Annotated in this window: 20 protein-coding genes; 11 read left to right on the top strand and 9 right to left on the bottom strand. The window is 73.4% G+C overall.

Annotated features, from left to right (window positions below):
* Position 1 precedes the first annotated feature (1 nt).
* From MOX02_RS04170 to MOX02_RS04160, 3 genes are all read right to left on the bottom strand, one after another.
* Entirely contained in the window at positions 2-970 is a 969-nt protein-coding gene (locus tag MOX02_RS04170) for a prephenate/arogenate dehydrogenase family protein (RefSeq protein WP_147024468.1), read from the bottom strand.
* On the bottom strand, positions 963-2,093 hold the full coding sequence (locus MOX02_RS04165) for a pyridoxal phosphate-dependent aminotransferase (protein WP_147024467.1): 1,131 nt from the start codon (positions 2,091-2,093) through the stop codon (positions 963-965). The genes MOX02_RS04170 and MOX02_RS04165 overlap by 8 nt, the downstream gene beginning before the upstream one ends.
* A gap of 94 nt (positions 2,094-2,187) precedes the next feature.
* The gene (locus MOX02_RS04160; protein ID WP_147024466.1) at positions 2,188-3,054 is read right to left on the bottom strand and encodes a chorismate mutase; all 867 of its coding nucleotides are present in this window, start codon (positions 3,052-3,054) and stop codon (positions 2,188-2,190) included.
* Between the two features lie 262 nt (positions 3,055-3,316).
* Between MOX02_RS04160 and metX the strand changes: the two genes are divergently transcribed.
* Both metX and metW read left to right on the top strand, forming a co-directional pair.
* Positions 3,317-4,525 (top strand): homoserine O-acetyltransferase MetX, encoded by a 1,209-nt coding sequence (gene metX, locus MOX02_RS04155; RefSeq protein WP_147024465.1) that lies wholly within the window; start codon positions 3,317-3,319, stop codon positions 4,523-4,525.
* Between the two features lie 17 nt (positions 4,526-4,542).
* Entirely contained in the window at positions 4,543-5,208 is a 666-nt protein-coding gene (gene metW / locus MOX02_RS04150; protein WP_147024519.1) for a methionine biosynthesis protein MetW, read from the top strand.
* A 1-nt stretch (position 5,209) separates the two neighbouring features.
* On the opposite strand, the gene MOX02_RS04145 is transcribed toward metW, so the two are convergent.
* Both MOX02_RS04145 and MOX02_RS04140 read right to left on the bottom strand, forming a co-directional pair.
* Complete coding sequence (locus MOX02_RS04145) at positions 5,210-6,220, bottom strand: 2-dehydropantoate 2-reductase (protein WP_147024464.1); 1,011 nt, start codon at positions 6,218-6,220, stop codon at positions 5,210-5,212.
* A 94-nt stretch (positions 6,221-6,314) separates the two neighbouring features.
* Positions 6,315-7,079: a fumarylacetoacetate hydrolase family protein gene (locus MOX02_RS04140; RefSeq protein WP_147024463.1), complete on the bottom strand. Its 765-nt coding sequence runs from the start codon at positions 7,077-7,079 to the stop codon at positions 6,315-6,317.
* Between the two features lie 439 nt (positions 7,080-7,518).
* On the opposite strand from MOX02_RS04140, the gene MOX02_RS04135 reads away from it, so the two are divergent.
* The 4 genes from MOX02_RS04135 (at position 7,519) to MOX02_RS04120 (ending at position 9,915) form a co-directional block, all read left to right on the top strand.
* The gene (locus MOX02_RS04135) at positions 7,519-7,731 is read left to right on the top strand and encodes a CsbD family protein (protein WP_147024462.1); all 213 of its coding nucleotides are present in this window, start codon (positions 7,519-7,521) and stop codon (positions 7,729-7,731) included.
* A gap of 92 nt (positions 7,732-7,823) precedes the next feature.
* Entirely contained in the window at positions 7,824-8,207 is a 384-nt protein-coding gene (locus tag MOX02_RS04130) for a CsbD family protein (RefSeq protein WP_147024461.1), read from the top strand.
* Positions 8,208-8,346: 139 nt separating this feature from the next.
* Positions 8,347-9,123, top strand: a complete 777-nt coding sequence (locus MOX02_RS04125) for a creatininase family protein (RefSeq protein ID WP_147024460.1) — start codon at positions 8,347-8,349, stop codon at positions 9,121-9,123.
* 96 nt (positions 9,124-9,219) lie between these two features.
* Positions 9,220-9,915, top strand: a complete 696-nt coding sequence (locus MOX02_RS04120) for a DUF1223 domain-containing protein (RefSeq protein WP_306424524.1) — start codon at positions 9,220-9,222, stop codon at positions 9,913-9,915.
* A gap of 24 nt (positions 9,916-9,939) precedes the next feature.
* Here MOX02_RS04120 and MOX02_RS04115 read toward each other — a convergent pair whose 3' ends face one another.
* Entirely contained in the window at positions 9,940-10,443 is a 504-nt protein-coding gene (locus MOX02_RS04115; RefSeq protein WP_147024459.1) for a YciE/YciF ferroxidase family protein, read from the bottom strand.
* A gap of 145 nt (positions 10,444-10,588) precedes the next feature.
* Positions 10,589-11,101 (bottom strand): YcgN family cysteine cluster protein, encoded by a 513-nt coding sequence (locus tag MOX02_RS04110; protein WP_147024458.1) that lies wholly within the window; start codon positions 11,099-11,101, stop codon positions 10,589-10,591.
* Positions 11,102-11,411: 310 nt separating this feature from the next.
* Between MOX02_RS04110 and MOX02_RS04105 the strand changes: the two genes are divergently transcribed.
* The 3 genes from MOX02_RS04105 (at position 11,412) to MOX02_RS04095 (ending at position 14,972) form a co-directional block, all read left to right on the top strand.
* Positions 11,412-13,673 carry a transglycosylase domain-containing protein gene (locus MOX02_RS04105; RefSeq protein WP_147024515.1) on the top strand — a complete coding sequence of 754 codons (2,262 nt, stop codon included), beginning with the start codon at positions 11,412-11,414 and terminating at the stop codon, positions 13,671-13,673.
* A gap of 76 nt (positions 13,674-13,749) precedes the next feature.
* Positions 13,750-14,388, top strand: coding sequence for a DUF1214 domain-containing protein (locus tag MOX02_RS04100; RefSeq protein WP_147024457.1), 639 nt, complete (start codon positions 13,750-13,752; stop codon positions 14,386-14,388).
* Positions 14,385-14,972 (top strand): DUF1254 domain-containing protein, encoded by a 588-nt coding sequence (locus tag MOX02_RS04095; RefSeq protein WP_147024456.1) that lies wholly within the window; start codon positions 14,385-14,387, stop codon positions 14,970-14,972. Before MOX02_RS04100 ends, MOX02_RS04095 begins: the two co-directional genes overlap by 4 nt.
* 56 nt (positions 14,973-15,028) lie before the next feature.
* On the opposite strand, the gene MOX02_RS04090 is transcribed toward MOX02_RS04095, so the two are convergent.
* Both MOX02_RS04090 and MOX02_RS04085 read right to left on the bottom strand, forming a co-directional pair.
* On the bottom strand, positions 15,029-15,850 hold the full coding sequence (locus tag MOX02_RS04090) for a hypothetical protein (RefSeq protein WP_238179579.1): 822 nt from the start codon (positions 15,848-15,850) through the stop codon (positions 15,029-15,031).
* A gap of 102 nt (positions 15,851-15,952) precedes the next feature.
* The gene (locus MOX02_RS04085; RefSeq protein ID WP_147024455.1) at positions 15,953-16,144 is read right to left on the bottom strand and encodes a hypothetical protein; all 192 of its coding nucleotides are present in this window, start codon (positions 16,142-16,144) and stop codon (positions 15,953-15,955) included.
* Between the two features lie 376 nt (positions 16,145-16,520).
* On the opposite strand from MOX02_RS04085, the gene MOX02_RS04080 reads away from it, so the two are divergent.
* Both MOX02_RS04080 and gshB read left to right on the top strand, forming a co-directional pair.
* A complete protein-coding gene (locus tag MOX02_RS04080; RefSeq protein ID WP_373866714.1) occupies positions 16,521-16,832 on the top strand; it encodes a hypothetical protein in 312 nt (103 codons plus the stop codon).
* 76 nt (positions 16,833-16,908) lie between these two features.
* Positions 16,909-17,859: a glutathione synthase gene (gene gshB / locus MOX02_RS04075; protein WP_147024454.1), complete on the top strand. Its 951-nt coding sequence runs from the start codon at positions 16,909-16,911 to the stop codon at positions 17,857-17,859.
* The last annotated feature ends 96 nt before the right edge of the window (positions 17,860-17,955 follow it).

The following is a 17,955-nucleotide window of genomic DNA, read 5'->3' as shown; positions in this document are numbered from 1 at the left end:
CCTAGCGGGGTTCCTGCGGCTCGGCCGTCTGTTCGGGAGAGGGGCGGGCGCGGCCGAAATCGGGCTCGGCCGTCTCCTGCCCCATCGCGACGATGCCGCGGCGGATCGCGCGGGTGCGGGTGAAGAGGTCGTGCAGAGCCTCGCCGTCGCCCCAGCGGATGGCGCGGGCGAGGGCCGCGAGGTCCTCGTTGAAGCGCCCGAGCATCTCCAGCACCGCGTCCTTGTTGTTCAGGAACACGTCGCGCCACATGGTCGGGTCGGAGGCGGCGATGCGGGTGAAGTCCCGGAAGCCGCCGGCCGAGAACTTGATCACCTCGGATTGCGTCACCGTCTCGAGGTCGGCGGCCGTGCCCACGATGTTGTAGGCGATCAGGTGCGGCACGTGGCTGGTGATGGCGAGCACGAGGTCGTGGTGCTCCGCGCTCATGGTCTCGACGATGGCGCCGAGCCCCTCCCAGAGCCCCCGCACCCGCGCCACCGCCGTCTCGTCGGCGCCCTCCGGCGGGGTGAGGATGCACCAGCGGCCCGAGAACAGGGTCGCGAAGCCGGCGTCCGGCCCCGAATACTCGGTGCCGGCTACGGGATGGGCCGGCACGAAGGTGACGCCCGCATCGAGGTGCGGCGTCACCGCCGCCACGACCGCGCCCTTCACCGAGCCGACGTCGGAGAGCACGGAGCCGGGCTTCATGTGTCCGCGGATCGCCTGCGCCACCGCGCCGGCGGCACCCACCGGCACGCACAGGATCACGAGGTCGGCGCCCGCCACGCCCTCGGCGGCGTCGGTCGTCGCCGCGTCGGCGAGCCCGAGCTCGCGCACCCGCGCGCAGACGGACTCGTCGGCGTCGACCGCGACGATCGTCCGGCACAGGCCGAACCGCCGGGCGCCGCGGGCGATCGAGGAGCCGATCAGCCCGAGCCCGACGATGGCGAGGCGGTCCACCACCGGCTCGGCCGCTCCGGCTTCAGCCATGGGCCGGCCCCCGCAGGAAGTCGCCGAGCGCGGCGAGGAAGGCCTCGTTCGCCTCCGCGCTGCCCACGGTGACGCGCAGCGCGTTCGGCAGGCCGTAGGAGGCGACGCGCCGGGTGATGACGCCGCGCCCCGTCAGGAAGGCGTCCGCGGCGGCGGCGTCGCGGCCCGCCTCGTCGGGGAAGTGCACGAGGATGAAGTTGCCGACGCTCGGCGTCACCGTGAGGCCGATCCCGCGCACGGCCTCGGTGAGCCGCGGCAGCCAGTCGGCGTTGTGCGCGGCCGCGGCCGCCACGTGCGCCTCATCGGCGATGGCCGCGGCCCCCGCCGCGATGCCGGCGGAGGACAGGTTGAAGGGTCCCCGGATGCGGTTGACCGCGTCGACCACCGCCGCCGGCCCGACCATCCAGCCGATCCGCAGCGCGGCGAGCCCGTGGATCTTCGAGAAGGTGCGGGTCATCACCACGTTCTCGGAGCCGAGCACGAGCTCGAGCCCCGCCGAGTAGTCGTTCGCGCGGACGTACTCGGCATAGGCGCCGTCGAGGACGAGGAGGACGTTTGCCGGCAAACCGGCATGGAGCCGGCGCACCTCCGGGAAGGGCAGGTAGGTGCCGGTCGGGTTGTTGGGGTTGGCGACGTAGACGATCCGCGTGCGCGGCGTGACCGCGGCGAGGATCGCGTCGACGTCCGCCGTGAGGTCGCGCTCGGGCGCCACCACGGGCGTGCCGCCCGCCGCCAGGATCGCGATCCGGTACACGAGGAAGCCGTGCTCGGCGTAGATGCCCTCGTCGCCGGGCCCGACATAGGCGTAGGCGAGAAGCGAGAGCAGCTCGTCCGAGCCCGCGCCGCAGACGATCCGCTCCGGGTCGAGGCCGAACTTGCGGGCGATGGCCGCGCGCAGGGCGGTGGAGCTGCCGTCCGGGTAGAGGGCGAGGCCGCCCGCCGTCTCGCGCAGGGCCGCCACCGCGGCCGGGCTCGGCCCGAGCGGGGTCTCGTTCGAGGAGAGCTTGTAGACCTTGCCGGCGCCCGGCGCCCCGCTCTTGCCCGGCACGTAGGCCTCGATGGCGAGCACGCCCGGGCGCGGCGTCGGGCGGGCGGGGTCCGGATCTCGGGGGGCGGCGGTCATGGCGGGACGGGAGGGCGCGAGAACGAGGGGTCGGGTCCGCCCTCTACAGCTTTCGCGCCGCCTTGGACACCGGTCGTCCGGAAAATGCGCCGCCCTAGACCCGGAAGCGGGCCGCGTGGCTGCCGGTCTCGTCGAGGGCGGCGACCGCCGCGCCCGCCCGCTCCAGGGCCTCCCGGAGCTGGCGCGTCCCCACGCCGCCCGGCACCGCGATGAGCAGGCGCGCCTCGCCCGCGAGCGCGCCCGCGCGGGCCACCACCTCGCCGTAGAGGTCCTGCAGGGCCCGCTCGGCCTCCGGGCTCCAGCCCGAGACGCGGGCGGCGTGCAGCACCCAGTCGCGCTGGGCGGCGGAGGGGTCGTCGAGGGGCTTGGCCACCACGAAGACCGGGGTGCCGGCCGGGTGCTGCGGGCGCTCGATGAAGGGCAGCCGGGCGATCACCTTGGGCCGGCCCTCGCCCACCAGCCCGTCCCACCACGCCTCGCCCGCCCGCGGCGCCTTGGCGCCGCGCGGGTCGAAGCGGAAGATGCCGAGGTCGCCGCGGGAAGCCGCCACCGCCTCGATCACCGCCGCGCAGGTGGGGTGGGGCCGGTAGGGCACCGTGAAGCCGAAATGGAAGCGGGCGGAGTCGCGCATCGCCGCGTCCCCGCCCGAGATGTCCGCGTGCACCGAGAAGGGCGCCTGCACGTAGGTGAAGGTCGCGATGATGACGCGCCAGATCCCCTCCACGGTGTCGAGCGGCAGGAGGCCGCGGTGGCGCTCGGCCACGCGCCGCATCATCGCCGCCTCGCGGCCGGGCCGGAAGGCGGAGCCCGAGGCGGAGGTGCCCTTGACGGCGATCAGCCGGTCGATGATCGAGCCGCGCTGGATCAGCAGGGCATGCATCTCGGCGTCGATCCGGTCGATCTCCGCGCGGAGGTCCGCGAGGTTGTCGAGCGGCGGCGCGGCTCGTTTCGGGAAGCGCATGCGGGGTCGGGATCGCGTGGGGCCGGGGAGACGTCCGCCCGTGTTTACGACCCGCCGGGCCGGAGGGCCAGCGCCTCCCCGCGGCGCGGGCGTGACAGACCGGGCCGGCCGGAACGCGCGGCCCGCCCTTCGTTGACGCTCGCGGGCGCAGATACTAACTGCACGGAGCGGGGGGCAGGCGTCGAGACGGTTCGCCTCGCGGGCCGCGGCGGGCCCGGCGCCGCGGGCTTCACGACGGCGACGGCATCCCTCAAGACGCGTCATGGACACTTCCCCCGACAGCTGCCTGGACACCCGCACGGATCCGGGCGTCCTCCGCGAGACGGCCCGCGAGCCCTCGCAGGCCCTCGACCCGAAGAGCCCGGTCGCCCGCTTCGGCGCGGACGCGCCGCTGCCGATGGATTCGGGCGTGATGCTCGCGCCCTTCCAGATCGCCTACCAGACGGCGGGCCGGCTGAACGCCGACCGCTCGAACGCGGTGCTGATCTGCCACGCGCTCACCGGCGACCAGCACTTCGCCCACACCCACCCCGTCACCGGCAAGCCGGGTTGGTGGGAGACGCTGGTCGGGCCCGGCAAGCCCGTCGACACCGACCGGTTCTTCGTCGTCTGCTCGAACGTGATCGGCTCCTGCATGGGCTCGACGGGCCCGGCCTCCCTCAACCCGGAGACCGGCCGGCCCTACGGGCTCGACTTCCCCCTGGTGACGATCCGCGACATGGTCCGGGCGCAGGCGATGCTGCTCGACCATCTCGGGATCGGCGACCTGTTCCTCTGCATCGGCGGCTCGATGGGCGGCATGCAGGTGCTGCAATGGGCCGCGCTCTACCCCGAGCGGGTCTTCGCGGCGATGCCGATCGCCACCGGCGCCCGGCACTCGGCCCAGAACATCGCCTTCCACGAGGTCGGCCGGCAGGCGATCATGGCCGACCCTGCCTGGGCGGACGGGCGCTACCTCGAGGCCGGCACGCGCCCCGCCAAGGGGCTCGGCGTCGCCCGCATGGGCGCGCACATCACCTACCTGTCGGAGGCCGCGCTCCACCGGAAGTTCGGCCGCCGCTTCCAGGCGGGCTCGGCGCCCACCTTCTCGTTCAACGCCGACTTCCAGATCGAGAGCTACCTGCGCCACCAGGGCCTCAGCTTCGTCGAGCGCTTCGACGCCAACGCCTACCTCTACCTCACCCGGGCGATGGACTATTTCGACCTCGCCGAGGACCATGGCGGCGTGCTCGCCAACGCCTTCCGCGGCACGAAGACCCGGTTCTGCGCGATGTCCTTCACCTCCGACTGGCTGTTCCCCACGGCCGATTCCCGCGCCATCGTGCACGCGCTGAACGCGGCCTCGGCGCCGGTCGCCTTCGTCGAGGTCGAGAGCGACAAGGGCCACGACGCCTTCCTCCTCGACGAGCCCGCCATGTTCTCGGCCGCCAAGGGCTTCATCGACGCCGCCGCGCGGGCCCGCGGCCTGTGAGCGCCCGGCCCGAGGCGATGGGGGATGCCGGCGCCCCCTGGGACGCGGCCGAGGCGCTGCCGCGCTCCGGCGAGGTCGGGGGCGCCCGCGTCGACCATCTCGTGGTGCTGGGCCTCGTCCAGCCGGGCGCGCGCGTCCTCGACATCGGCTGCGGCGACGGGACCCTGCTGGCGCTCCTGCGCGACCGGCGCGGGGTCGACGGGCGCGGCATTGAGCTGTCGCGCGAGGGCGTGAACGCCTGCCTCGCCCGCGGCCTCTCGGTGATCCAGGGGGACGCCGACACGGACCTCGCGAACTATCCCGACGGCGCCTTCGACGTGGTGGTCCTGTCCCAGACCATCCAGGCGACGCGCAACCCGCGCATCGTGCTGGAGCACCTGCTGCGCATCGGCCGGCAGGTGATCATCTCCTTCCCGAATTTCGGGCACTGGCGGGTGCGGGCCGAGCTCGCCTTCCGCGGGCGCATGCCCGTCACCGCCATGCTGCCGGAGGCGTGGTACGAGACCCCGAACATCCACCACTGCACGATCCGCGACTTCGTCGGCCTGTGCCGGCTCGTCGGCGCGCACATCGAGAAGGCCACGGCGCTCGACGCGCGGGGCCACCGCATGCGCTTCTCGATGCCGTGGTGGGTCTGGAACCTGATCGGCGCGCAGGGGGTGTTCCTGCTGCGCCGGGAGTAGGTCAGGCCGGCTGGATCGACAGGCGGCCGTTCGCGCTCTCCAGGCTGCGGGCGAGGAGCCGCAGCAGGGCGTAGACCGTGTCGATGTGCGGGGTCGCCGTGTCCGTCAGCCGGCCGAGCTCGATCACGGAGCCGACGAGGGCCTCGAGCTCGATCCCGCGGCCGTTCTCCACGTCCTGCAGCATCGAGGTCTTGTGCGCGCCGACCTTCTCGGCCCCCGCGATGCGCCGGTCGATGCCGACCCGGAAGCCGACGCCGAGCTTGTTCGCGATGGTCTCGGCCTCCTCCATCATCGCCCGCGCCAGCGCCCGCGTGTCGGCAAACTGGCAGATGTCGACGAGGGTCGCGTGCGTCAGCGCGGAGATCGGGTTGAAGCTGAGGTTGCCCCAGAGCTTCAGCCAGATCTCGGACCGGATGTCCTCGAAGACCGGCGCCTTGAAGCCCGCGCGGGTGAAGCGCTCGGCGAGGTCGAGCACCCGCGCGCTCTTCGAGCCGTCGAGCTCGCCGAGGCCGTAGCGCTGGCCCTCCACCACCTTGACGACTCCCGGCTCGGTCAGGATCGCGGCCGGGTAGACGACGGAGCCGATCACCTGGGCCGGGTCGAGGTTGCGGGCGATGAGGCCGCCCGGATCGGCGGACTCGATGTGCGTGCCCGCATAGTCGCCGCCGTGGCCGCCCGCGAAGTACCACCACGGGATGCCGTTCTGCAGGGTGACCACCACGGTGTCGGGGCCGATCATGTGGCGCAGCTCCCCGGCGATCGGGCCGACCTGGTGCGCCTTGACGGTCAGCAGCACGACCTCGTGGATGCCGGACTCCGCCATCGACTGCGTCGCCCGCACGTCGCGCGCGTGGATCTCGGTGCCGTCCTCGTCGATGAGGCGCATGCCGTTCTCCCGGATGGCCGCCAGATTGGCGCCGCGGGCGATGAAGGTGACCTTCTCGCCCGCCTGCGCGAGCTTCACACCGAGTTGGCCGCCGATGGCGCCGGCGCCGACGATCGCGATACTCATGGGATCTTCCTGACGGTCGTTGAAGCCGCGCGGCGGCGGCCTCGGGTGTCGGTGAGGAGGGCCGCCGCGGCGCCCCGCCCTCGCGGAGGGGGCCTCAGACGAAGCGGTTCGAGAGCACGCCGATCCCGGCGATCTCGACCTCGACGGTCGCGCCCCGCGGGATCGTGCCGGCCCCGACCGAGGTGCCGCAGGCGATCACGTCGCCGGGCTCCAGCGTCAGCCCCTGCGAGATCATCGCGACGATCTCGTTCGGGGGCATCAGCATGTCGGAGAGCGGGTAGTTCTGGCGCTCGCGCCCGTCGACGCGCACCACGACGCTGGCCTCGAGGGGCTCGATGCCGGTGGCGACGACCGGGCCGAAGGGCGCAAACCCGTCGAGACCCTTCGAGCGGGTCCATTGCAGGAAGCTCGGGTCGGCCCGCAGGATGTCGAGGGAGGTCACGTCGTTGAGGCAGGTGTAGCCGAAGATGTGGCCGGCCGCCGCCTCGGGGCTCAGGTCGCGCCCGCGCTTGCCGATGACGATGCCGAGCTCGCCCTCGTAGATCACGCGGCCGGCGACCGGCGGCATCGCGATCGTCTCGCCGTGCGCCGCGTAGGAGTTCTGCGGCTTGATGAAGAAGAGCGGCGTCTCCGGGTGGGACAGGCCCTGCTTCTCGGCCATCGCGCGGAAGTTGTTCCACAGGGCGATGAGCTTGGCGGGGCGGCAGGGCAGGTCCGGCGTGACCTCGGGAAGCGGCAGGGTCTGCCCCGTGGGGCGTGCCTCGCCGAACAGGTCGCCCGCGTGGACGTGCACCGTCTCGCCCTCGAGGCGTCCGAAGCCTTCCGTTCCCGCGTGTCGGTAGCGCAGCCAGCGTGCCATGATCGGGCTTCCTCTCCCGCCGCGGCCGCAGCGGCGCCGGCTCCCGCGCGAGCGGCAGCGGCGGCCGGATCCGGCCTCGGGGCGTCATCCTCGGGTCGCTTCGTGTCCGGCCGACCCTTCTGGTCGACCGCATTTTGCATTCCACAAGCATCGCCGAAGTCGGGCCCCGAAGTCGTGCGCAAAATTTTTGGGACGGCCGCAGGAAAAATTTGCGTCAACCGCCGAGACTTCGCGCCTGAGTTGTATTTCGGCGCGACAGATCCGTGCCGCGTCAGGGAGATGACCCGTGCGCTCGGGTTCGTGATGGAACATCCGGGAGCAGGGCCCGTTCTGACCCCCCGAGAGCCGGCGGTCACGCTTGCGGCCTCGGGCTTCGACCGGAGCCCGGGCCGCGCAGGCGGATCGCCGGCCCCGTAACGCGGACAAGGGAGCTTTCGCGATGAGCAGCACCACCGACAAGATCAAGGGCCTCGCCAACGAGGCGATCGGCAACGTGAAGCAGGGCGTCGGCAGCGTCACCGGCAACGAGAAGCTTCAGGCCGAGGGCAAGGCCCAGGAACTGAAGGGCGAGGCCCAGAAGACGGTGGGCGACGCCAAGGACGGCGTGAAGAGCGCGGCCCAGAGCGCCGCCGACGCCGTCAAGAAGATCTGACGGACGATGCGGGGCGGGCGCCGAGCCGCCCGCGCGACACGACCGGAGGGCCGGCTCGCCGGCCCTCGCCCCCATGAGACGAGGTTGACGACATGAACAGGGATCGGGTCGAGGGCGGCATCCGCCACCTGCGCGGCCGCGCGAAGACGGCCGTCGGCGCCGTGGCCGGGCGCCCTGTGCCGCAGGTCGAGGGCGCGATCGATCAGGTGGCCGGCGCCGCCCAGTACGCCTACGGCGAGGCCCGCGACACCGCCCAGGGCCTGCGCCGGGACGGCGAGCGCCTCGTGACGGAGGCCCGCACCCGCGGGCGCGATCTCGCGGAGGATCTCGGCTCCCGCGGGAGGCACTACCGGGACGAGGCCCTGCACCGCGGCCGCGCCGTCGCGCGCCGGGCCGAGGACAACAGGACGGCCACGCTCCTGCTCGTGGCGGCCGCCGCCTTCAGCCTCGGCTGGCTCACCCGCCGCGCGGGCTGAGGGTCCGGGCCGACAGGGCCGGCGGGGCCTCCCGGCGCGAGAGCGCTCTCTCGGGCGCCTTTTGTCAGGGGCGCCGATCCCTTAGAGGCGTCGGGAGCGGCGGGCGGAGCGTCCGCCGCCGGACCGGGGAGCCCGAGCCATGCCCTTCCGCCACTGGGGCGACCTGACGACGCAGGATTTCTCGGCCGCGACCGGGGGCCGGAGCATCGCCGTCCTGCCGGTCGCCGCGATCGAGCAGCACGGCCCCCACCTGCCGCTCGCCACCGACCTGATCATCGCGGAGGGCTACCTCGCCCGCGTCGCCGGCCTCGTGCCGGAGGACCTCGACGTGCTGGCCCTGCCGGTGCAGGCGGTGGGCAAGTCCGACGAGCACGACGCCTTCCCCGGCACCCTGACGCTGACGGCCGAGACGGCGCTGCGGGCCTGGACCGAGATCGGGCTGAGCCTGCACCGGGCGAGCATCGGCAAGCTCGTCCTCGTCACCTCGCACGGGGGCAACAGCGCGCTGATCGACCTCGTGGCGGGCGCGTTGCGCGGGCGCTGCGGCATGGTCGCCGTGACGACCTCCTGGAGCCGGCTCGGCTACCCGGCCGGGTTGTTCCCGGACGCCGAGATCCGCCACGGCATCCATGCCGGCGGCATCGAGACGGCGCTGATGCTGGCCCTGCGGCCGGACCTCGTGCGGCGGGAGGCAGTCGCGGATTTCACCCCCCGCACGGTGGCGATGGAGCGCGACTTCGCGCATCTGCGCGCCGGGCGCCCGGCCGCCTTCGCCTGGAAGGCGGGCGACCTCCACCCGTCCGGCGCCGTCGGCGACGCCCGCCTCGGCACGGAGGCGGCGGGGCGCGCAGCCCTCGACCACGGGGCGCGGGCCTTCGTCGCGCTGCTGCGCGACGTCGACCGTTTCGCGCTCTGAGCCCGCCTCACGGATGATCGCCGACCATCACCGGCGTAACCGTGATGGTCGCGATACGAAGGGGAGGCGTGCCCTCTCGTCCGGGAGCCATGCGCCATGCCCGCCCTGTCCCGCCTCGTCCTCCTCGCCGCCGCGCTCCTGCCCGCGCTCCTGCCCGCGCTGGTCGCGGCCGCGCCGCGGCCGGTCGTCGTCGAGCTCTTCACCTCGCAGAGCTGCTCGTCCTGCCCGCCCGCCGAGGCGCTCCTGGGCGAACTCGCCGGGGAGGGCCGAGACCTGCTGCCGCTCGCCTTCCACGTCACCTACTGGAACCGGCTGAACTGGCGCGACACCTTCTCCCTGCCGGAGGCGACCGAGCGCCAGCGGGCCTACGCCGAGCGCCTCGGCGACACGCCCTTCACGCCACAACTCGTGGTGGACGGGCGCCGCAGCGTCGTCGGCTCGCGCCGCGAGGCGGTCGCGGCGGCGATCGGGCAGGCCCGGGCCGAGCGCCAGGAGGGGGCGCCCGTGAGCGTGATCCGCGACGGTAGCCGGCTCGACATCCGCCTCGGCGCCGGCACCGGCGCCGGGCGCATCGTCCTCATCGAGTTCGATCCGCGGCACGAGACGGCCGTCGCCCGCGGCGAGAACGCGGGGCGTACGGTCGTGCAGGCCAACGTCGTGCGCTCCGTGCGCGACCTCGGCGCCTGGACCGGCGCCGCGCAGAGCCTCAGCGAGTCCCCGGCGGCGGGGTCGGAGGCGGCGGTCATCGTCCAGGCCGCGGACGGGCGCATCCTCGGGGCCGCCCGGCTCTGACCGCGCGGCCCCGGTCCGGGCGGCTCAGGCCGCCTTGCGGTTGACGTTGGCCTCCGCCAGCGCCGTCAGGGTCTTGTCGGTCGCCTTCTCCTCGCCGAGCGTCTGCTCCAGGAGGTTCACCACGTTGTTGTGGCCGAGCTGCTTGGCGTAGGCGATGAGGGTGCCGTAGCGGGTGATCTCGTAGTGCTCCACCGCCTGCGCGCCGGCGATCAGGGCGGCGTCGAGCACCTGCTGGTCGCCGACGTCGCTCATGATCTCCTTGGTCTCGGAGATGATGCCGTTGATCGCCGCGCACTCGACGCCCTTGGCCGGCTTGCCGAGCTGCTGGAACACCTGCTCCAGGCGCTGCACCTGCCCCTCGGTCTCGCGCAGGTGCTTCTCGAAGCCCTGCTTAAGCTGCGGCTCGCCCGCCTTCTCGATCATCTTCGGCAGAGCTTTGGTGATCTGCTGCTCGGCATAGTAGATGTCCTGCAGCATATGCGTGAACAGGTCATCCATCGTCTTGATCGGTGTCGTGAAGAGGCCCATCGCGCGTCTCCTGCATTGCTTGAGCTTGACGGGAGCTGATCTCAGCGTGCCCGCCAACTTGGCAGAGGAACGAAGGGCGGCCGGGCAGGTTCCTGAGCTTGACTTGAGTTCGACTTGACGCTCGGGCCGCGCTGTCGTCCCGCCCTCACTCCGTCTCCTCCTCCTCGCCCGGCCGCAGCCCGGGCCAGGCGACGATCCGCTCCGGGAACTCCTCCTCGCTGAACTCCTCCTCGTTGCCGGAGAGCCTCCCGCGCACCGAGATGCCGGCCTCGTGGACGCTCGCGGCCCGGCCCGAGACGAGGGGATGCCAGTCGTAGAGGTCGAGCCCGTCGCGCACGAGGCGGTAGGCGCAGGTCGGCGGCAGCCAGGGGATCGTGCGCACCGCCTCCGGCGTCAGGCGCACGCAGTCCGGCACCCGCTTCTGGCGCCGCGCGTAGTCGCGGCAGCGGCAGCCGATCCCGTCGAGGAGGGTGCAGCCGATGTCGGTGTGGTGCACGACGCCGGTGTCCTCGTCCTCCAGCTTGATCAGGCAGCAGCGCCCGCAGCCGTCGCACAGGCTCTCCCACTCGGCCTGCGTCATCGCGTCGAGGGACTTCCTGCGCCAGAACGGCTCTGCGGCGTCCGCGCGGACGCGGCGCGGGGCCCGGCTCTCCCCCATCGGGTTCGTCCTCGTGTCGGTCTGGAGGACCGCCCGCACCGCGCGGGCCGGCCCCTCGGGCTCCTCTGCCGCAAGCCTCCGGCCGGAGCAAGCGAGGCCGGAAGGCGCGGCGCCGGCTGCCACCGCGGCGCCCCAATCCGGCATCAAGGTTAACGCGACCCTTCAGGAGCGCCGCGTGCGGCGGTCCGGCCGCTCCGCGCGTTGAGGGCCTGCGGATATCAACCGACACGCGCCCTGAAGCCTCGCGGACGGGCGCGGGGCTTGGTAGAGAGAGTAGGGCGCTGCGGTGCCCGAGGAACCGGACCACGCCGTGCGCCTGCCGAATGCCAAGACGCTCCTGACGCGCGTGAAGCACGCGGCCCTCGCCTTCGACGCCTGGGTCAACGCGGGCCTCTACGACAGCGGCCGCTCCACGGGCGAGGCCTACGAGCGCTTCCAGGAGCGCATGAGCGTGTTCTCGGTGCGCGGCTGGAAGCGCGTCGCGCTCGACCTCACGAGCGAGGGCGTCACGATCGGCACCGCCGGCGCGGTGCTGATGCTGGCGCTCGCCCAGCCCGCCTTCAACCTGACGAGCGACAACTGGCTGAAGGCCCAGGACCTCGCGGTCACCTTCCTCGACCGCTACGGCACCGAGGTCGGGCGCCGCGGCATCAAGCACGACGATTCGCTCAAGCTCGACGACTTCCCCGACATCATGATCAAGGCGCTGGTCTCGACGGAGGACCGGCGCTTCTACGAGCACTGGGGCATCGACCCGATCGGCACGGCCCGCGCACTGGTCAACAACTCGCGCGGCGGCGGCGGCACGCAGGGCGGCTCCTCCATCACGCAGCAGCTCGCCAAGAACCTGTTCCTGACGAACGAGCGCTCGATCGAGCGCAAGGTCAACGAGGCGTTCCTGGCCCTGTGGCTCGAGAGCCACCTCACCAAGAACGAGATCCTGAAGCTCTATCTCGACCGCGCCTACATGGGCGGCGGCACGTTCGGCGCGGTGGCCGCGGCCGACTACTATTTCGGCAAGCCGCTGAAGGACATCAGCCTCGCCGAGGCGGCCATGCTGGCGGGCCTGTTCAAGGCGCCGACGAAGTACGCGCCCCACGTCAACCTGCCGGCCGCCCGCGCCCGCGCGGCGGACGTGCTGCACAACATGGTGGAGGCGGGCTTCGTCACGGAGGGGCAGATCCAGACGGCGCTTCGCAACCCCGCCACCCCGGTGACGCGCCAGCGCGACATCACCGCCGACTACTACCTCGACTGGGCCTTCAACGAGATCAAGGGCCTGGCGGATGCGGGCCGCCTGCGCAACGACCGCGTTCTGACCGTGAAGACGCCCCTCGACATCGGCATCCAGAAGCGGGCCGACCAGGTGGTCGAGAACGTGCTGCGCCAGTACGGCGACCAGTACGAGGTCGACGAGACCGCCATGGTGATCCTCGATCCCGACGGGGCGCTGCGCGCCATGGTGGGCGGTGCCGATTACGGCGAGAGCCAGTTCAACCGCGCCACCGACGCGCTGCGCCAGCCCGGCTCCTCGTTCAAGCCCTACGTCTACGCGGCGGCGCTCGCCTCGGGCCAGTACCGGCCGGAGACCAAGGTGGTGGACCGCGCCGTCTGCATCGGCAACTGGTGCCCGCAGAATTACGGGCGCTCCTTCGCGGGCGCCACGAACCTGACGGTCGCGGTGACGAAGTCGATCAACACGATCCCGATCCAGATCTCGATCGCGCTCGGCAAGGCGACGGGCATCACCCACGAGGCCCGGGCGGCGAAGGCGGGCCGCGCCAAGATCATCGAGACGGCGCACCGGATGGGCATCACCACGCCGCTCACCGACTCGGTCTCCCTGCCGATCGGCTCGGCCGAGGTCACCGTGATCGACCAGGCGGCGGCCTACGCGGTGTTCGCCAACGGCGGGCGGCGGGCCAAGCCCTACGCGGCCGTGGAGGTGCGGAACTCCGCCGGCGAGGTGATCTACCGCCACGACGACGAGAAGCCCGAGCAGGTGCTCTCGACCCAGGTCGTGGCCGACATGAACTTCATGCTCAACAAGGTGGTGGAGGAGGGCACGGCCCGGCGCGCCCAGATCGAGGGCGTCAAGGTGGCGGGCAAGACCGGCACCACCAACGCCTACCGCGACGCGTGGTTCGTCGGCTACACGGGCAACTACGTCGGGGCGGTCTGGGTCGGCAACGACGACCACAGCCCCTCCAACAAGATGACCGGCGGCTCGCTGCCCGCCATGCTCTGGCACGACGTGATGGAGAGCGCCCACCAGGGCATCGAGCTGAGGGTGATGCCCGGCCTCAAGGACGGCGGCCGCCCGGCCGCCCAGGCGACGAGCGGCCCGGCCGCTCCCGCGGGCGGCGGGGCCACGGCGGCGGGCAAGCTCTCGCGCCGCTCCTTCGAGGTGATCGGCGGCCTCAACGGCCTGTTCCGCTCGGTCGAGCCCGCGGTGGCGGGCCCCGGCCAGCCGAAGACCGGCTTCCGGCCCGCCGCGGCGGCGGAGCCGGCCGCCTCGGGCAGCCTCGCCGAGGGCAGCCGCCCCGCCGGCGGCCGCGTCGAGACCCGCTGAGGAACCGACGGTGACGAGCGTGGCGGAGACAGACGCGATTCGGGCGCCCGCGCGCCCGCCCCGGACGGGGACCCGGATGCCGGTCCCGGCCGCCGGGCTGGCGAGGCGCGTGCGCGCCTTCCTGCGCAAGACCTCGCGGGTCGGCCTCGTGGTCTACGCCCTCGGGCTCGGGGCCGGCCTCGGCCTCGTCAGCGCCGACTGGGCGACGCGGGGCCGCTACCCGTTCGGCGGCGTCACGGTGGGGCCGTGGACGGCTTGGCCGCGGGCCGGCGCCTCCAACGCCGACCCCTACGCCCGCGCCGTCAACGCCCGCCGGGGCGAGATCCCGCTGGCGGTCGGCGAGGGGCTGTTGCTCTCCGCGACGACCGACGACACCGGGCGCGGCCTCGAGGCCGGCTGCCGCTACAGCATCGCCGGCCACACCCCGCCGGCCCGGGCCTGGACGCTGACGGTCACCGGCCGCGGCGCGCCCGACCCTGCCCGGCCGAGCCTGCGCAGCGGCTTCACCTCGACCGAGATCCTGCGCGAGCGCGACGGCCGCTTCGCGATCCTGCTCGCGCCCGAGGCGCAGGCCGGCAACTGGCTGCCGAGCCCGGGCCGTTCGGGGGCGCTCCGTCTGGCGCTGCGCCTCTACGACACGCCGGTGGCCGCCGGCACCGGCTCGCTCGACCCCGAGACGCTTCCCGCCATCACCCGCCTGGGCTGCGGCGCATGAGACTCCGCTTCCTCTACGCGACCTTGTGCGGCCTCGTGCTCGCCGGCCTCGTCCACATCGTCACGGTGCTGGCGATCCCGCTCCTGTCGGAGGCGGACGCGCTCTCGCGGGCCCGCGGCAGCGAGACCCTCGACCACCCGCAGCGCCTCTACACGCTCTCGACGGCCGACGAGCCGGCGCCGGCCGAGGCGTGGCTGCCGACCCCCGACCCCGCCGTGGCGCTCGGCGTCTGCGCCTACGACCTCGACGACGGGCCGATGCGCGTCTCGGCCCGCACCGGCGCGCAGATGCTCTCGCTCGCCGCGCACGGGCGCCGGGGCGCCTTCTACGCGGTGACCGACCAGGCAGCCGTGCGCGGCGCCCTCGACCTCGTGATCCTGACCCGCACCCAGTACGACGAGGCGCTCGCCAACGAGGACGAGAACGAGCCGAGCCGCGATGTGCGCATCGTGGCGCCCGAGCGCCAGGGCTTCGTCACGGTGCGGGTGATCGCGGCGCTCCCGAGCCAGCGGGCGGCGGCGAACGAGGCGGTCCAGGCCGTCTCCTGCACGATCGACAGCCCGAGCGAGGAGCCGGGCAAGTAGGCCGGGCAAGTAGGCCGGCCGGACGCCGGCCCGCCCCCGCAGGGACGGTCCTGCCGTCAGTCCTTGGTCACGATGGGAAGCGCGGCCACCGGCCCCTCCGGCCCGGCGAGCCCGCAGCGCAGGGCCGCGTCGGGCGGCAGGAGCGGGTCGAGGAGGGCGCGGCGCCCGTCGAGGGCGGCGAGCGTCCGCTCGACGGGCAGCGCCTCGGGGCCGGGCACCTCGATCAGCAGGTGCTCCAGGGCGTAGCGGTAGCCCGCGGCGCGCGCCCCCGCCTCCAGGCGGACCCAGGCGATCAGGCAGCGGTTCTCGGCCACCCGCATCGCGGCGTGGCGCACGTCCGCGTCGTCGAGCACCTTCACGAAGGGCAGGCTGCGCAGGCGCAGGGCGTCGGCGTCGTTGACGCGGGCGGCCACCGCCGCGAAGGGCGGGATCAGGCGCGCGTCGGCCGTCGCGTCCTCGGACAGGCGGCGGTAGCGCGAGACCGGCGAGCGGAACGGCTCGGCGATGAGGGTGTCGTGGTAGGCCGCGACGTCCACCGGGCGCCAGGCGGGCGGCAGCACGCGGGCCCGGGTGAGGTTGGCGAGCGCGTCGAGGAAGGCGTCGCGGCCCGCCGCCGGCATCAGGAAGCGCCAGGCCCGGTCGCGCAGGGTGCGCTCCTCGTCGGTGAGGGGGTAGGCGGAGGCCGGCTCGCCGCGCTCGCGGGCGGCCAGCGTGCCGGTCGCGTCGACGAGGCTGTTCCAGGCACCGGCCCTGGGCCGCCCGAAATCGCCCTCCTGCGCGCAGGCGCCCAGCAGCGCGAGGGAGGCCGGCAGCGCGAGGCAGGCCAGCAGCGCGAGCGGGCGGGGGCGGGCGGGGGCCGGCAGCGGGCGTTCCCGCATCGGCGCGGGCGCGGATCTCGGGACTTTTCGCATCCGGCAACGGCTCTCGGCATCCGGGCGGGCCGGCATCCCGGCGCTCGGGGAAAACGGGAGGCTGCGGCCTCAGGAGCGGCGGCGGCGCGGGGCCGGGACCGCCTCGGGCTCGGGCAGGCGCTCGTAGCGCACGCCGAGGAAGAGCAGGATCTCGCCCCGCGCCTCGCCGGCCGTCTCCCGGCGGGCCCGCCGCGCGCCGGCGGGCGGGAAGGCCAGGATGTTGCCGACGCTCGGCGCGGTCTGCGTGGTGTCGGGCTTCATGGCTCGATTCCTGACGGGTGTCCCAAAACCTCGCGGCCTCCTCGACCGCGTGCCCGTTCCGCTGGATCCGGACGGGGCTCGGCCGCGCGGGGACAGATCAGCACGGCATGGTTAACGGTCCGTTTCACCCGCGCCCGGCGCCGCCCGACCGGAGGGCCGGGGCGGTGTGGCTCGTGACTTGCATCGCTCCTCATCGCCCATGGCGGGCGTTTCCTCCCTTGTACTCGGCCTCGCTCGCGCATCGAGCGAGGCCTTTTTGTTTCAGGTGCGGCCGCACGGAACCGCGGCCTCGGGCTGCGGCTTGCCTAGCCGACGGATTGCCCGATATGCCGTCCCCTCTATCCACAGCGAAGGACACCGCTGGATGCGACTGGACATGCCACGACTGATGCACTCCCGGACCCCCGTCCGAGACCGCCTCTCCGCGGGCCGTTCGGCCGCCCTCTGGGTCGCCCCGCTCGTCCTCGCGATGCTGGCGGCCGGCCCCGCCCAGGCGCAGCGCGAGGACCAGGGCCTGCAGCTCGGCTGCGCCAACGACTACTTCCGCCTCTGCGCGGGCGTCGACCCGAACAGCGACGACGCCGAGCGCTGCATGACGCGCAACCGCAAGCGCCTCTCCCCCGAGTGCCGCGCCGCCATCGGCGATTACGACCGGCGCACGGGTAGCAAATCGATGCCCGAGAACTGACATATCCCCGCGTCCCGGGGGACGTGGAGGGGGCGGTCCCCCGTGAGCCCGGCACCGCGGAGCATCGACGACGAACATGGCCCTCACCGTGGCGGTCCAGATGGACCCGATCCAGGCGATCCGCATCGCCGGGGACACCACCTTCGCGCTGCTCCTGGAGGCCCAGGCGCGCGGGCACAGGCTCCTCTACTACACGCCGGACCGGCTCTCCCTGCAGGGCCGCCTCGTGACGGCGCGGGTCGAGCCGCTCACCGTGCGCGACGTTGAGGGCGCGCACGCGAGCCTCGGGGACATCGAGCGGATCGACCTCGCCGAGGCCGACGTGGTGCTGATGCGCCAGGACCCGCCCTTCGACATGGCCTACATCACGGCCACCCACATCCTGGAGCGGCTGAACCCGCGCACCCTCGTGGTCAACAACCCGGCCGAGGTGCGCAACGCCCCCGAGAAGCTGTTCGTCCTCGACTTCCCCGAACTGATGCCGCCGACCCTGATCACCCGCGACAAGGCGGAGATCGAGGCGTTCCGGCGCGAGCACGGCACCGTCGCCATGAAGCCCCTGCACGGGCACGGGGGCGCGGCGGTGTTCCGGGTCTCGGAGACCGACCCGAACTTCGGCTCGATGTACGACCTCTTCGCCGCGACCTTCCGCGAGCAGTGGGTGGTGCAGCGCTTCCTGGAGAAGATCACCGAGGGCGACAAGCGCATCATCCTCGTCGACGGCGAGCCGATGGGCGCGATCAACCGGGTGCCGGCGCTGAACGACATCCGCTCCAACATGGTGCGGGGCGGGGCGGCGGCGGCCTCCGACCTGACCGAGCGGGAGCGCGAGATCTGCGCGACGATCGGCCCGGAGCTCCGGCGGCGCGGCCTGATCCTCGTCGGCATCGACGTGATCGACGGGCACCTGACCGAGATCAACGTGACCTCGCCCACCGGCCTGCGGGCGATCCGGCGGCTCGGCGGGCCCGACCTCGCGGTCGCGGTCTGGGACGCGATCGAGGCGCGCCTCGGGCGCTCGACCTGAGCTCCGCCTGGCTCTCCGAACTCCGCCTGGCTCTCGGGGCACGGCGCGACATTCACGGGCCGGGCGCGGGTCCCCTCTCCCGTTCGGGAGAGGGAC

The organism is Methylobacterium oxalidis, from assembly GCF_007992195.1.
Taxonomy (GTDB): Bacteria; Pseudomonadota; Alphaproteobacteria; order Rhizobiales; family Beijerinckiaceae; genus Methylobacterium; species Methylobacterium oxalidis.
This window is presented reverse-complemented; position numbering and strand designations above follow the sequence as displayed.